The sequence below is a fragment of the Providencia sp. PROV156 genome (genome assembly GCF_028480905.1).
GTDB lineage: Bacteria > Pseudomonadota > Gammaproteobacteria > Enterobacterales > Enterobacteriaceae > Providencia > Providencia hangzhouensis.
The window spans coordinates 32,001-47,167 of record NZ_JAMPPE010000023.1 but is presented as its reverse complement, the minus strand read 5'-3'; the positions used below and the strand labels follow the sequence as shown (position 1 = coordinate 47,167).

Genomic DNA, 15,167 nt, shown 5'->3' with positions numbered 1-15,167 from the left:
CAATTCAGAAAAATAGAAGGTTAAAAAACACGTTTAGTAAAGAAAAGTATCAACAATAAATAAGGCTATCTAGCGATAAACTAAATAGCCTTTTTTCTCTATAACCGATTAAACGGCACGGAAAGAAATCTCTGTTGGGATTTTATCCCCTTCCCAATACATCAAGGCTGAAATACCCGAAGCAATTTCACGGTAGATATCTGCAAATTCACCTTCAGGATCACGCATAACAGTAGGCTGGCCACGGTCAAGGTCTTCACGTAAAGAAATATGCAGAGGCACCTGTCCCAATAATTTAGTATGGTATTTTTCAGCTAATTTCTCAGCACCACCGGTACCGAAAATTGGCTCAACATGGCCACAATTACTGCAAATATGTGCGCTCATATTTTCAACAACACCCAGCACTGGGACATTGACTTTCTTAAACATCACAATGCCTTTCATGGCATCGACCAAGGCGATATCTTGTGGAGTCGTCACCACAACAGCACCGGTTACTGGGATATTTTGAGAAAGTGTTAGCTGGATATCACCTGTTCCCGGTGGCATATCGATGACTAAATAATCCAAATCTGGCCATAACGTATCTTGCAGCATTTGCATCAACGCTTTGCTTGCCATTGGCCCACGCCAGACCATCGCGTTATCATCAGTCACTAAGTAACCGATTGAGTTTGTCGCCAAACCATACGCCATAATTGGCGCCATATGCTGACCATCTGGGGAGGTTGGGCGCTCTAAAGTTGTGCCTAACATATTTGGAATTGATGGGCCGTAAATATCCGCATCAAGGATCCCCACTTTCGCCCCTTCTTGTGCCAGTGCGAGCGCTAAGTTCACAGAAGTACTGGATTTACCAACACCACCTTTACCCGAACTGACGGCTAAGATATTACGAACACCATTAATACCCGGCAAATCATTTGCACGTTTTAATGTGGTGATGTCATGGCGCAGTTTCCATTCAACTGCATGAGCCCCTGTTTGTTGCTTTAATTCAGCAGTTTTTTCGCTAATTAAAGTTTGAAACGGCCCTTTCCAAACGAATGGCATAACTAATTCGACATGCAGCACGTTGTCCAACATTGCACAATGATGTAACGCTTTGATAGAAATCAAATTACGTTGCAGTGTTGGGTGTGTAAATGAAGCCAAAACTTTGGAGACTTGTTCAGTCAGCAGTTCTGGTTTGTTCTGCTCGGGGGATTTATCGTTCATCCCGGCTCCTTTATTTATATTTTTGAACTATGTATATCCTAGAATAAGTTACAGAAAATTGGGCGGATATACTTTGACTGAGATTAATCATAACAGAGAACAGGAAGAAAGTTATTATATCGAGATAGGAAAAGCCACGAAGAGGTAAAAATTCTTTTTCAAACAAATTTCCAATTAATATTTTATACCCCTAGCAGCGATGGTTTTGATCGGTTAACATCAAAGACCCTTTTCAAATAATGGAAGTAAGAAAGTTACTATGTCTCAAGTCGCGAATAAATTACTGGTAACCTGTGCGTTACCCTATGCTAACGGTTCAATCCATCTTGGTCATATCCTGGAACACATTCAGGCTGATATTTGGGTCCGTTATCAGCGAATGCGCGGCAAAGAGGTTCACTTTATCTGTGCCGATGACGCGCACGGAACTCCAATCATGCTTAAAGCTCAACAGCTTGGCGTAACGCCAGAAGAGATGATTGCGGCAGTGAACCAAGAGCATCAGAACGATTTTGCTGGTTTCGCCATTAGTTATGATAACTACCACTCCACACACAGTGAAGAAAACAAAGTTTTATCAGAGCTGATTTACGGGAAACTAAAAAATAACGGTTTTATTAAGAACCGTACTATTTCACAGCTTTTCGACCCAGAAAAAGGCATGTTCTTACCGGATCGCTTCGTTAAAGGCACTTGTCCAAAATGTAAAGCCGAAGACCAATATGGTGATAACTGTGAAGTCTGTAGCGCAACCTATAGCCCAACAGAACTGATTAACCCACGTTCAGTGATTTCTGGCGCTACACCTGTAATGCGTGATTCAGAACACTTTTTCTTTGATCTTCCTGCATTTAGCGACATGCTTCAAGCGTGGACTCGCTCTGGCGCCTTACAAGAACAAGTCGCCAACAAAATGCAAGAATGGTTCGAATCAGGCCTACAACAATGGGATATTACCCGTGATGCGCCTTATTTCGGTTTTGAAATTCCTGATGCGCCGGGTAAATATTTCTATGTTTGGTTAGATGCGCCTATCGGTTACATGGGCTCCTTTAAAAACCTGTGTGACAAACGCGGCGATCTTGATTTTGATGAGTTTTGGAATAAAGATTCGAAAACCGACCTTTACCACTTCATTGGTAAAGATATCGTCTATTTCCACAGCCTGTTTTGGCCTGCTATGTTAGAAGGTAGCCAGTATCGTAAACCAACAAACCTGTTTGTTCATGGCTATGTCACGGTTAACGGGGCAAAAATGTCTAAATCGCGCGGAACATTTATTACTGCGCGTTCGTATTTAGATCATTTAGATGCTGACTGCTTGCGCTATTACTATGCAGCAAAACTGTCTTCGCGTATTGATGACATCGATTTTAATTTGGAAGATTTCGTCCAGCGCGTCAACAGCGACATCGTCAATAAAGTGGTTAACTTGGCATCACGTAATGCGGGCTTTATTGCTAAACGCTTTGATGGCAAATTATCAGCAAACCTTGCTGAGCCAGAGTTATACCAACAATTTATCGATGCAGCTAAAGTTATCGGTGAGGATTATAACAACCGTGAATATAACAAAGCGATCCGTGAAATCATGGCATTAGCCGATATCGCAAACCGCTATGTTGATGAAAAAGCACCTTGGGTTGTCGCCAAACAAGAAGGTAAAGATCAAGAACTGCAAGATATTTGCTCGATGGGCATCAACTTATTCCGCGTTCTGATGACGTACCTGAAACCTGTTTTACCAGGCCTTACTAAGCGTGCTGAAGCCTTCTTAAATAGTGAATTATCATGGGATGCGATTAACACCCCATTACTGAACCACAGCGTCGCACCGTTCAAAGCGCTATTTAACCGCATTGAAATGGCAAAAGTGGATGCGATGGTTGAAGCCTCAAAAGAGAGCATCAAACCCGTACAGCAACTTACGGGGCCACTTGCCGATGACCCAATTCAAGAAACCATCACTTTTGATGATTTTGCGAAAATTGACCTGCGAATTGCATTAATCAAGCAAGCTGATTTTGTTGAAGGCTCAGACAAGCTACTGAAATTGCAATTGGATATCGGTGGTGAAACGCGCCAAGTATTTTCTGGTATTCGCTCCGCTTATCCAGACCCTAAAGCTTTAGAAGGCCGTTTAACGGTGATGGTTGCCAACCTCGCGCCACGTAAAATGCGTTTCGGTGTTTCTGAAGGCATGGTAATGGCAGCAGGTCCTGGCGGTAAAGATATCTTCTTACTCAGCCCAGACAGTGGTGCACAACCCGGTATGCAAGTTAAATAACCCATACTTGCTCTAGTCTGTTATTCATCAAAAGTGGGAAGCTAAATACTTCCCACTTTTTTATTGGCTTTTTATTGTGATCGGTAGCACAATAATAAAGTTAATTGTATGATGAATAGATATTACATTACAGGACCAGTCTCATGTCATTTAAACAGGTACTGATAACGGGATGGCAATATTTGCGAGCTTTCGCAATACTCTACCTTTGCCTGATTATTGGAAACCTTATCTCAACACTACTTCCATTCTCCATCCCTGGCAGCATTGTCGGCATGTTAATTTTATTCATATTGCTTGCGTTACAAATTATCCCCGCGAAGTGGGCACAACCCGGTTGCAGCATTTTGTTGAAAAATATGACCATCCTGTTTGTTCCTATTGGTGTTGGCATAATGAATTACTATGAATTACTCAGCCAACAAATGATTCCTATCATCGTTTCCTGTGTAGTTAGTACCTTAATCGTTATGGTGGTTGTCGCCATCAGTTCCAACTATATTCATAAGGAACGCCCTGTCGTTGGGGCTCAACCTGATGACGTTCCTTTACCCCCCGAAGACCCAATTTCTTCGGTCATTAATAATGATAAAACTAAGGGGAATGAATAATGTTAGAACATATTTGGTGGTCATTACCGCTGACCATTGTGGTGTTTTATTTAGCGCGTAAGTTGTCGACCACATTTAAGTTACCGATTTTAAACCCACTATTAATTACTATTGCGGTATTGATTGCATTACTAGTGATCACGAATACCTCTTATGAGCACTATTTTGCAGGTAGCAAAATACTCAATGATTTACTACAACCCGCAGTCGTTGCGCTCGCTTTTCCACTTTACGAACAAATGCACCAAATTCGTGCCCAGTGGAAATCTTTATTAAGCATTTGTTTTGCAGGTAGTTTAGTGGCCATGTTCAGCGGTGCTGCCATCGCACTATGGTTGGGGGCAACCCCAGATATCGCGGGTTCTATTTTACCTAAATCAGTAACTACTCCTATTGCGATGGCTGTCGCTGATTCTGTTGGTGGGATCCCTGCGATTAGTGCCGCTTGCGTGTTGTTTGTTGGGATCTTAGGCGCCATGTTTGGCCATAGCTTATTTGATGTACTGCGTGTACGAACCCACGCTTCAAGAGGGCTCGCGATGGGAACCGCTTCCCACGCCCTAGGCACTGCCCGCTGTGCCGAAGTGAATTACATTGAAGGTGCTTATAGTTCCCTTGCATTAATGACCTGTGGGGTTATCACCTCACTTATTGCCCCATTTATATTCCCTGTCATTTTACATCTTTTTAGCTAAGCTTAATTCACTGAGCCAAAAACAAAGCATATGAGTAAGAGGAGTCCATTAGCCTCTTGCTCATACGCACACTGATAAAATATGAGATATATCTCACAACAAAAGAATATGTTTCATGTATTACATCCAAAATAGTGATAATTATCACACATAGTTCTACGTATTATTGAATAGAATAAAAACAATTAAAATAGGGAGAGTAACTCATGCATTCAAGATTTAAGGCCGCTTGGGCCGAGCTTCCAGAAAAGTTACAGTCAGTACTTAGACCTATCATTGATAAATCTGATTTTCAAGGCATGTTAACGGCGGAACAAGTTGAACAGATTAAAGCTGAAACAAGTGTAGACGACGCTGAGTTAGCCTTTGCATTATTGCCTTTTGCTGCTGCCTATGCCCTCACTCCTATTTCCCATTTTAACGTGGGTGCAATCGCACGTGGAGCAAGTGGTAACTTGTATTTTGGTGCCAATATGGAATTTAGCCATGTATCAATGGGCCAAGTGATCCATGCAGAACAGTGTGCAGTGACACACTCTTGGATGAAAGGTGAAACGCAGATTACCTCAATTACTGTAAATTACACACCTTGTGGCCACTGCCGCCAATTTATGAATGAATTACGTGAAGGTGGTAAAATTATGGTGAATTTACCAGGTCGCACACCTGCGGTACTACACCACTATTTACCCGACTCATTTGGGCCGTCTGACCTCAATATTACCACTTTACTGCTAGACCCTGTTGACCATGGCTATAAAAACCAAAGCCGTGACCGGTTATTAAGTGCAGCAATTGAGGCTGCAAACCAATCCCATGCACCTTATAGCCAATCCCATTCAGGAATTGCGTTACAATTAAAAGATGGCTCACTGTTTACCGGACGCTACGCAGAAAATGCCGCATTCAACCCAAGTTTACCGCCACTACAAGCCGCTTTAATTATGATTAACCTTGCAGGTAAAGATATTCACGCCATCGACCAAGCTAAGTTTGTTGAAAAACAAGATGCAATTATCAAACATTGGTATGTTACCGAAAATACATTACAGGCATTGGGTTGCCAAAATATTGAATTAGCTTATTTGGATTAATTTTATATTTATTTAAATATAACGGTTATTGCTGGGAGATTGAATAAACAGCAATAACCGTATAGTTGCTATTAGAACTTTAGTCTTGTTCACAAAACCATTTACCTGCAAAGTGGCCATCCATAATAGAACTCACTAGTTTTGATTAATATATGCCCTAGTAAGTGAATTCATTAAACAATTTTTCTGTTTCATTTATCGTCTCTTCTAATGTAATAACTAAAGGGATCTTTCGCATTTTTTCTAGCCAAGCTTGGCTTTGTTGCTGTTTTATCGATGCAGATTGCGCGGCTTCTTCTTTCATGTCTAGCCAAATGCTAGCAAATAACGCTGATTCACCATTAAGTGATTTATTAGAAAAGCTATTTAATAGTTTCCCTATAATTTTATTCTGTTTATCTATAGATAATACTTCAAATACATCTTTAAATAACCAACCTTCATAAGGAATTCCTGTATTTAACATCGCTTCTTTTTTTATTTTAATAAATTCTTGATGTGTAATATCACCAATTGGAATGTTATCACTTTCTTTCCGATTTTTCATAATTCGTCCATATGCTAATTTTACTTCTTTTTGATACCGACTCCGTTTTTCACTGGTAAATGACTCACCCCGTGCCTTCATATGATTATTTAAAAATTCTTTTTCTAGATAAATAAAAATACTAAAATATTTATCATCCGAATTATTAACCTTTTGAATATTGTCTTTATCAGTAAAAGCATAACCTTTATTTAAAAGACTTAAACATGATAAAATTATACAAATAAAAATTAATGTAATAATAGATTTGTATTTAAATGATATCATTAGAACCCCTTCGATTTTTATTATAAAACTTTGAATCATCAATCATTTCTTCAAACATAAAATCTAACTTTCTCTCTAGCTTATTGACTAAAGCAATCCGCCTCATCTTCTCCAGCCATCTTTTGCTTTTAATTTGCTTGTCTGATGGTGGTTTGGAAGCTTCCCTTACCATTGCATACCAAAGCATCATGAATAATTTAGCTTCCTTCGCAGGATCATTGTTATTCATCACAAAAATGAACTGTTGCCATAGTGTCTCCCGGTTTCTCTCATTAATAACATCTAAAACATCTGCTAAAATCCAAGCATGATAAGACATTCCCATTTCATTTAAATTCTTACGATAAAAACCCATTGCCTGTTCATGGCTTAATTTTTTAATAAATACTTCTTTTGTATACTTTAAAAATTCTAACATTGGGTTATTATCTTTTCCCCCCTTGAAAATAACTAATTTTTTTCTATCAAATATTAAATCCTTAGATTCAGAAAAGTATAACATCTGTAGCATAAAGAAAAGACGTGGCGTTTTAACACCTTTTTTTTCACAAAAATTAGTTATATTTTTTTTATTATATTTTACATTATTTCCTTGAGGATTTTGGCAAGCACCGAGAAGAAAAACTGAAAGCACAACTATTAATTTATAATTCATATACATCCTTGTGATTCATAAAGTTAGAAACCAACAATCTTAAAAAGCAATTATGTAAAAAACACATTGCCAACATAAAAACAAACATCAGTAATCACCATTCGTTTACTAATAACTAAAATAATTTATTTTATTATAAGTAGACTTTTTAAATATTAATTAAAACTAAAAGATCCTCCAGAAGAATAACCACTATAACTAAATTCAGGTATACTTGGCATTGAGGGTATTGAGTATTTATCTTCAAATGAGTCCATTGAATTGTTCATTGATGACATATTGTCTCTTAACTGGCCAATCATATTTTCAAAATGAGGGTTATTTCTTATGGTATCTGTAGGGAAGTCTTTAAATCCTGGCGTTTCCGGAAGAACAACACTCGGGCGTTCTAGATAATAATTTGTTGGTGTTTCATTATCCTTAAACCTATCAAGTAGGTTTGTTGTACGAGGTGCTAATTGTCTATTCGGTTCGGATTTTGGATAAGTGCTTTCCAATATCGATTTATCTACCATATTGTGTGGATACTTAATTGGAGGTGTTGACTTGTTGTTTATTGATGGCATATTTCCCCTTAAATCATCAATCATACGATCATAATGAGCAACATCTGGTTGATAATTAACTGATGGTGAATCAAATAAGCCTGTTTCTGGTAATATATAATCAGGTCTTTCTAGATAATATTCAGATAATAAATTTTTATGTGTAAATTCCGTTTGCCCACGCCAATCTGTTTGTACAGAAAATCGACTACCATCGCCAGATGGAAAATTCCAAAATGAAAAACGCTCTGTTCCTCTATCGATTAAAGGGTTTCCTGTATTATATAGAATATAATTATTATATTGCATATTATCTATAGTTTCAGAAGGTAAAATTTCTCTATATATTTTTTTTGCTGTTATATTTAACCCATCTATAAGATTATCAATATCAATAGCTTTTCTCATCCAATTATGAATTCTAGGTTGTTCTTTTGCTGGTGACTCCTCTAATCTCTCTAACATAAAACTCATCGTGTTCAAACTCAATAATGTTTCTTTTTCTGTGTTTCCTATTGAATTTAAAGCTGATTGCCAATATTTCTCTCTATTTTCTTCTGGCATAACATCAAATACAATTTTTAACGTCCAAGCGTCTCTAGAATAATCTAAATTATCAAAAATATCGTTATGAATTTCCATTGCTTCAATATGATTAATATCGCCTTTTATTATAAACCCTTCATTATGAAACCTACTATAAAGAGTGACAAGATACCTTTTTGCCATTTGGAATCGAATTTTATCTTCTATATTCTCAATTTTTTTTCCATTTTCTAATTTAAACTCATCTAAGTGATTCATCGCAAAAGCACCTAAAAGAGAATCACCTTTAACCACACTATTTGCTAGCTTCGCATAACGGTCTCCTTTACTTTCTAAATAATCATACATAAGTTCAGGCCTTTTGCTAACCATTAAAATTCGGGTAACATTAGATAAATCTGTTGATATTAATTCTAAGTCTCCCTGCCTACGTTCCCTAATATTCATATTTTTAGTTCCTAATTTTTAATATATTCAGATAAAAATAGCCTTACCTTGTCTTGAATAGCTTCCCAATTAACAAGATTTGAAAATTCAAATGAAACACTATATTTAAGACCAAATTCAGGCATTAATGATAATAATTTACAACGCCGATAACTATCATCTAACTGTCTCCATGAACACTCCATTAAAACATTAACTTCACCATTATCTTCATCCCAATAGTAACCATACTTTATTATATTGACATAAACTTTATTACCATTAATATGTTTAGACTCAATAAAAACCTCATTAAAATACAACTCTAATTCTTCATCATAATATAGTTCACCTTTCCTTTTAATAACCCCCATATTTAGATATATATTTTTCTTATGACTAAAATATTTTTCAGGGTCTCCATTTAATGGCTCAACATAGACTTCTATCATTCTAACATCATGACTGACTTCACTAAATGGTTTTAAGTCTGGCCATGACATCCTCATTGGCAGAATTCTAAAATTAGCCTCACACCCTTTTTTGTTTTCAACAAACCTTGGGTCAAAATAGCTATATCCTTCATATTCAGCAAATGGAAAAACATACTTACTAGGAACTTCGATAATATTCCTATTAAACTGTCCACAAACAAAACCGGGGCGGTTCTCGCCATTAACAATGCAGGAAAATAATAATAACGGTAGAATTAAACAAAAATATAATTTCATAATAATTGACACCTTAATACTTATATAACATTTAGTTTTCAAACTTATTTAAATGAAAACTATGATTTAGCAGAAGCTAATGTTTTACTCATACGTTCATACCATTTATTAATAATGATTTTCTGTTTTTTAGTGGCCTTCTTTTCCTTTTCTAACATCACTTTCATCAAGCTGTATATTACCGATAATTCATGGCCACGGTCTCCGGAAGCTGCCATAATTTTTTGCCAATAAAATTCTTTTTCTTTTTCATCTAATACAGAAAATACCACACCTAAAACCCAAGCTTCTTCGGGTATTTTATTACGTAACATGACCAGATAGTGTATTTCATCTGCTTCTTTATAAGTCATATCATGAGAGACTTTTTCACCTGTACTCTGTTTCTTCGCTTTTCGCTTCAATACTTGAAGCATTTCTAATGCATGGTCATAATTTATTTTGTCTATCAATGTGTTATTAATTGTTTTGTTTTTTTCTTTCATCACCAAATAAAAATAATCTGTTATAACTCGACCAAAAATTGATGAACCATATTTGTTTTCATAGAAATAGCTGTCAATATTCCTTAGTGTTTCGATTGGGTTATAGTCTGCTCTTGAATGATTCATTCCTCCTATAAATGCCATAATAAGTAATATATATATACAGTTATACCTTAACACTCCATTAATTAAATTCATAAAACTCCTTAGTGAAAAATGAAATATAAAAACAAATTTCAACTTATATAAATTTAAAACTTGCAGCAATATATGATATTTAAAAATATAATTTAACTTTCAGTGAATCCGTTTTTTCTCTCTGTAACTGACTAAAAATAAGAAAAAACATGAAAAAATTGAACCCGCAGCAAAGCTAAACTAACGTTTGAAAACGTAAAAATAACGATGAGACATTCATTATTTGCCTAAGCGTGATCTACCTACCGTAATGCGTATGCCGTTATCGGCTTTCATTCCCTTTCGCGCTTAAACTCCTTATCATATGCACAATATTTTTCAGTAAATTTTTTAACGCTTTTTTATCATTATTTACTGTACATATTTGCTGTTTAGCTTAGGATCTACCCTGACTTTGTTGATTAATCGTCCGAAGAGTGATATTTCATGGAACATGAGTACGAAACAAAACGCCCTCTCTATATACCCTACGCTGGCCCAATTTTGCTTGAATTCCCTTTGCTGAATAAAGGAAGCGCCTTCACCGAAGAAGAGCGTGCAAATTTTAACTTGCATGGTTTACTTCCTGAACAAGTAGAAACCATCGAAGAACAAGTTGAACGTGCCTACCGCCAATTAATTGATTTTAAATCAGATATTGATAAACACATTTATCTGCGAAATATTCAAGACACCAACGAAACCTTATTTTATCGCCTTATAGATGCTCACCTTACTGAAGTAATGCCTATTATCTATACCCCAACCGTGGGTGAAGCTTGTGAGCATTTCTCTGACATTTATCGTCGTGCACGTGGTTTATTTATTTCTTATCCAAACCGTGAATACATCGACGACATGCTACAAAACGCCACCAAACAAAATGTGAAAGTGATTGTTGTCACCGATGGTGAACGTATTTTAGGCCTTGGTGACCAAGGTATCGGTGGTATGGGCATCCCAATAGGGAAACTCTCTCTCTATACCGCGTGCGGGGGTATCAGCCCTGCTTATACCTTACCTATTGTTATTGACGTAGGAACCAACAACCCACAGCGTCTGAATGACCCTCTGTATATGGGATGGCGTCACCCACGTATTACGGGTGATGAATACAACGAGTTCCTTGATGAATTTGTTCAGGCAGTTAAACGCCGCTGGCCAAATGTATTATTACAATTTGAAGATTTCGCACAGAAAAATGCGATGCCTTTATTAACCCGTTACCGTGATGAGCTATGCTGTTTCAATGATGATATTCAAGGCACCGCATCGGTTGCATTAGGTAGCTTAATTGCCGCCAGCCATGCCGCAGGCAGTAAGCTAAGCGACCAACGCGTGACTTTCTTGGGTGCAGGCTCAGCAGGCTGCGGTATTGCAGAACAAATCATCGCCCAGATGAAATCCGAAGGCTTGAGTGACGAAGAAGCGCGTTCACGTATTTATATGGTTGACCGCTTTGGTTTATTAACCGATAAACTACCTAACTTACTCGATTTCCAAGCCAAATTAACCCAAAACAGTGGGAATTTAACCGACTGGGATGTTAACAGTGACTCAATTTCACTGTTAGATGTGGTACGCAATGCCAAACCAACCATATTGATTGGTGTGTCTGGCCAAGCTGGGTTATTCACAGAAGAAATCATTAAAGAGATGCATAAGCACTGTGAACGCCCTATCGTGATGCCGTTATCTAACCCAACATCACGTGTTGAAGCTCGCCCTGAAGACATTATCAATTGGACTGATGGCAAAGCCTTAGTCGCAACAGGAAGTCCATTTAGCCCAGTATCTTACAAAGACCAAGTGTTCCCAATTGCACAATGTAACAACTCCTATATCTTCCCGGGTATCGGTCTTGGTGTGATTGCCTCTGGTGCCAAACGTGTTACTGATGGCATGTTAATGGCCGCCAGCCGTGCGCTTGCCAGCTGTTCACCACTTGCCAAAAATGGTGAAGGTGCGCTATTACCTCTACTGTCTGATATTCAAGATGTCTCTCGCATTATTGCTAAACAAGTGGCAAAAGAAGCACAAATTCAAGGTGTGGCAACGGTCACCTCTGATAGCGCATTGGATGAAGCCATTGAGCGTAATTTCTGGAAACCAGAGTACCGTACCTATAAACGGACTTCGTTTTAATTTGTCATAACGGTATTGATTGAAAGGGGCTCTTTAGAGCTCCTTTTTTGTTTTTTATAGATCCGAAAAAACGAATGTCTGTTTTCTCAGATAATGATAAATTGCGCTAAACAAATCACTTATTTAAGATAACGGCCATGATTGATTAATAGGATATTGACATGACTGGCGACCTCAATGCTGCTATTCCACAGAAACCAAAGTTTTCCCTATGGGCAATAGCCCTAACGCTTTTTATTGCGGTGCTGAATATTGTTGTTTATTTTTACCAGCTCAATTATGCCGCCCCACTCGATTCCCAAGAAAATAACTTATTGTTATTTGGTGCCAATGTTTACCAACTTTCATTAACGGGGGATTGGTGGCGTTATCCAGTCAGTATGGTATTGCACTCAGGTGGTATGCACCTTGCTTTAAATACATTGGCCTTGTTTGTTATTGGGATTGAATGCGAGCGCACCTATGGAAAATTTAGGATGCTCGCAATATACCTATTTTCAGGTATTGGCGCGGCATTTTTTAGCGCTTATTGGCAATACAGTGAAGCCATTAACGCCGCAGCAAACCGCGCGTCAATGAATGCATGGAATAGTTTATATTTACCTGATAACACGGTATATATTACCGTTGGTATTGGCGCATCTGGAGCCATTATGGGGTTAGCTGCCGCTTCCGTAATTTATTTATTAAAAGGGATAAATAACCCAAACCTCTCTCTTGAAGAGCGCAACCAATTAAAACGCCCGCTATATAATATTATTGGAATGATTGCGCTAACTCTCATCAATGGTTTGCAGTCAGGTATTGATAACGCTGCTCATATTGGTGGAGCAGTACTTGGCGCTGTTATTAGTGGCGCTTTTGTACTTGCGCCCCAAGCAACCGTCCGGACAAAACTACTCTCTAGCGGTGTCATTGTACTTATAGCTGCCGCCTTACTGGCCATAACACTAAGCCAGTTTTCTTCCCTACAAGACGAAGACCTGAACTATGAGCGCCAGTTTATTTACCAAGAAATGGTAAAAGAGCTTAATCAGCGATAAACACACCGTTTTTGTTGAAAAGTAAGTCCTATTATTAACAACGCCAATAATAGGACTTATGACCCTAGAAAGTGAATAAATTCATTGTCATCATTACTGCACTGCAGGTGATTAATAACAATGTAATGTATTGAAAGGTGCGTTCAGATAAACGGACCAGTAAATATTTAGCCAGTGGCATCACAATCAATGCCCCTGCACACAATATCAGCGCCAGTTTTAAATCCGTATAGCCATCTTGCGCATAAGCTAAAGCAGAGGAACCAGACAACACGGTTGTTACAAAAATCGATGTACCAATTGCTTGCTTAATATTCAGTTGCATATAGCGCAGCAACATAGGGAGAACAACCACCCCACCACCAACTCCAGTTGCACCAAGTACAACACCCGCTAGGATAGCCGGCACAGCCATGGATTTTAGCTGATCCCCTTTTGCCGCTTCTTGCTTGATGATCGAAACAAAAAACATTCGCTGAACAAATAAATATAGCGAAAAAATAATGGCAACAGCCACTAACAGGTTAATACCCCACTCGACTTGTTTTTCATACCCCGGTAATCCCCCCAACCATGTAACAAACAGACTTGAGAGAAATGTGCTCGGCAACATAATCGCTAATACAATCATAGCGCCTTTAAAGGGGATATTGCCTAATCGAAAATGCATATAAGAAGAAGAAACCTTCATTAGCATCGAAAGGAAATTGGCAGTGGCTACTGCTGCTAGTGCATTTAGCCCAAAAAAATAGGTCAGTATCGGTAAGACAATCACACCACCACCGACACCCGTTGTGCTGATAATCAGCCCAATAAGTGCGCCTATCGCTAACTCCGTTACAATCATTAACTCTTGCCTTGTATCAGTGCTCGTCGCCCTTTTTGTAATGCTTCATTTGCATCACTATCTGCTAACGTGAGGTATTTAAAAAATAATGTATCGAAAGTAATCATCTGTAACACTTGGGGGGTGATGATGCCTAATTGGGAATGTTGCTCATCATAAAAATAAGGCAAGGCGAAGTCCGCTAACTTTATCGCTTCATCTTGACCAAAACGTGTCAGTGCGACTGTCGGGCAACCTGTTTCTTTTGCAGCACGAAGCATACTATTGATTTCTTGAGTATTTCCACGCGCCGTTACTGCAATAGCTAGATCTTCCGGCCCCAAATTTGCCGAGTAACTTAGCTGAACATGCAAATCATAACTAAACAGTGCGTGTTTATTAATGCGAATTAATTTATGGAAAATATCACTGGCAACAATGGCTGAAGACCCGACACCAAACAGCACGATACGTTTGGCCTGAAACATTTTTTGCGCGATGGTATCTACGACAGAGGGCTCAAGTAAATCCAGTGATTTTTCAATAGCCGAAATAAACATTTGCCCTGTTTTGGCGATAATCTGAGAGGTATCATCGTGACGACTCAGATTACCGTATAAACTTTCTGCTTTGTGTTGCTTCTCATCAGACAAATAATCAACTTTAAATTCAGGATAGCCACGGTACCCCATTTGGCGTGAAAAGCGGATAACAGATGCACTACTGACCCCAGCCGCCTGTGCCAATTCCGCTGCATTCATCGCGATAAGACTTTCGCGGTTATCCAGCAAAAATGTGGCAATACGTTGTTCTGTGCCTTTACCGCGTGTCTGCAAGCTTTCCAGTTTTACCGTCAGTGTCGACAT

At 38.3% G+C, this 15,167-nt stretch carries 14 protein-coding genes; 6 read left to right on the top strand and 8 right to left on the bottom strand.

Annotation, left to right across the window (positions count from 1 at the left end; all coding sequences use genetic code 11):
- Positions 1–108: 108 nt before the first annotated feature.
- Complete coding sequence (gene apbC, locus PSF31_RS16060) at positions 109–1,221, bottom strand: iron-sulfur cluster carrier protein ApbC (RefSeq protein ID WP_004256506.1); 1,113 nt, start codon at positions 1,219–1,221, stop codon at positions 109–111.
- A gap of 259 nt (positions 1,222–1,480) precedes the next feature.
- On the opposite strand from apbC, the gene metG reads away from it, so the two are divergent.
- The 4 genes from metG to cdd all read left to right on the top strand — a co-directional run bounded on the left by metG (position 1,481) and on the right by cdd (position 5,908).
- Positions 1,481–3,508, top strand: coding sequence for a methionine--tRNA ligase (metG, locus tag PSF31_RS16055; RefSeq protein WP_096864139.1), 2,028 nt, complete (start codon positions 1,481–1,483; stop codon positions 3,506–3,508).
- A 143-nt stretch (positions 3,509–3,651) separates the two neighbouring features.
- Positions 3,652–4,119 carry a CidA/LrgA family protein gene (locus PSF31_RS16050; protein WP_096864138.1) on the top strand — a complete coding sequence of 156 codons (468 nt, stop codon included), beginning with the start codon at positions 3,652–3,654 and terminating at the stop codon, positions 4,117–4,119.
- Complete coding sequence (locus tag PSF31_RS16045; protein WP_004256514.1) at positions 4,119–4,814, top strand: CidB/LrgB family autolysis modulator; 696 nt, start codon at positions 4,119–4,121, stop codon at positions 4,812–4,814. The genes PSF31_RS16050 and PSF31_RS16045 overlap by 1 nt, the downstream gene beginning before the upstream one ends.
- A gap of 206 nt (positions 4,815–5,020) precedes the next feature.
- The gene (gene cdd, locus PSF31_RS16040; RefSeq protein ID WP_096864137.1) at positions 5,021–5,908 is read left to right on the top strand and encodes a cytidine deaminase; all 888 of its coding nucleotides are present in this window, start codon (positions 5,021–5,023) and stop codon (positions 5,906–5,908) included.
- 157 nt (positions 5,909–6,065) lie between these two features.
- On the opposite strand, the gene PSF31_RS16035 is transcribed toward cdd, so the two are convergent.
- The 5 genes from PSF31_RS16035 to PSF31_RS16015 form a co-directional block, all read right to left on the bottom strand.
- Entirely contained in the window at positions 6,066–6,722 is a 657-nt protein-coding gene (locus PSF31_RS16035) for a hypothetical protein (RefSeq protein WP_096864136.1), read from the bottom strand.
- Positions 6,709–7,377: a hypothetical protein gene (locus PSF31_RS16030; RefSeq protein WP_164560960.1), complete on the bottom strand. Its 669-nt coding sequence runs from the start codon at positions 7,375–7,377 to the stop codon at positions 6,709–6,711. Before PSF31_RS16030 ends, PSF31_RS16035 begins: the two co-directional genes overlap by 14 nt.
- A gap of 155 nt (positions 7,378–7,532) precedes the next feature.
- Positions 7,533–8,915, bottom strand: a complete 1,383-nt coding sequence (locus tag PSF31_RS16025; RefSeq protein ID WP_164560959.1) for a serine protease — start codon at positions 8,913–8,915, stop codon at positions 7,533–7,535.
- Positions 8,916–8,926: 11 nt separating this feature from the next.
- Positions 8,927–9,625: a hypothetical protein gene (locus tag PSF31_RS16020; protein ID WP_096864131.1), complete on the bottom strand. Its 699-nt coding sequence runs from the start codon at positions 9,623–9,625 to the stop codon at positions 8,927–8,929.
- Between the two features lie 59 nt (positions 9,626–9,684).
- Positions 9,685–10,308, bottom strand: a complete 624-nt coding sequence (locus tag PSF31_RS16015) for a hypothetical protein (protein WP_164560958.1) — start codon at positions 10,306–10,308, stop codon at positions 9,685–9,687.
- 426 nt (positions 10,309–10,734) lie between these two features.
- On the opposite strand from PSF31_RS16015, the gene PSF31_RS16010 reads away from it, so the two are divergent.
- Positions 10,735–12,432, top strand: a complete 1,698-nt coding sequence (locus PSF31_RS16010) for an NAD-dependent malic enzyme (protein WP_004256541.1) — start codon at positions 10,735–10,737, stop codon at positions 12,430–12,432.
- A gap of 161 nt (positions 12,433–12,593) precedes the next feature.
- On the top strand, positions 12,594–13,475 hold the full coding sequence (locus tag PSF31_RS16005; RefSeq protein WP_096864129.1) for a rhomboid family intramembrane serine protease: 882 nt from the start codon (positions 12,594–12,596) through the stop codon (positions 13,473–13,475).
- A 64-nt stretch (positions 13,476–13,539) separates the two neighbouring features.
- Here the strand turns inward: PSF31_RS16005 and PSF31_RS16000 are convergent, their stop codons facing one another.
- Positions 13,540–14,322, bottom strand: coding sequence for a sulfite exporter TauE/SafE family protein (locus PSF31_RS16000; protein ID WP_096864128.1), 783 nt, complete (start codon positions 14,320–14,322; stop codon positions 13,540–13,542).
- Positions 14,322–15,167: a MurR/RpiR family transcriptional regulator gene (locus tag PSF31_RS15995; RefSeq protein WP_004256548.1), complete on the bottom strand. Its 846-nt coding sequence runs from the start codon at positions 15,165–15,167 to the stop codon at positions 14,322–14,324. Before PSF31_RS15995 ends, PSF31_RS16000 begins: the two co-directional genes overlap by 1 nt.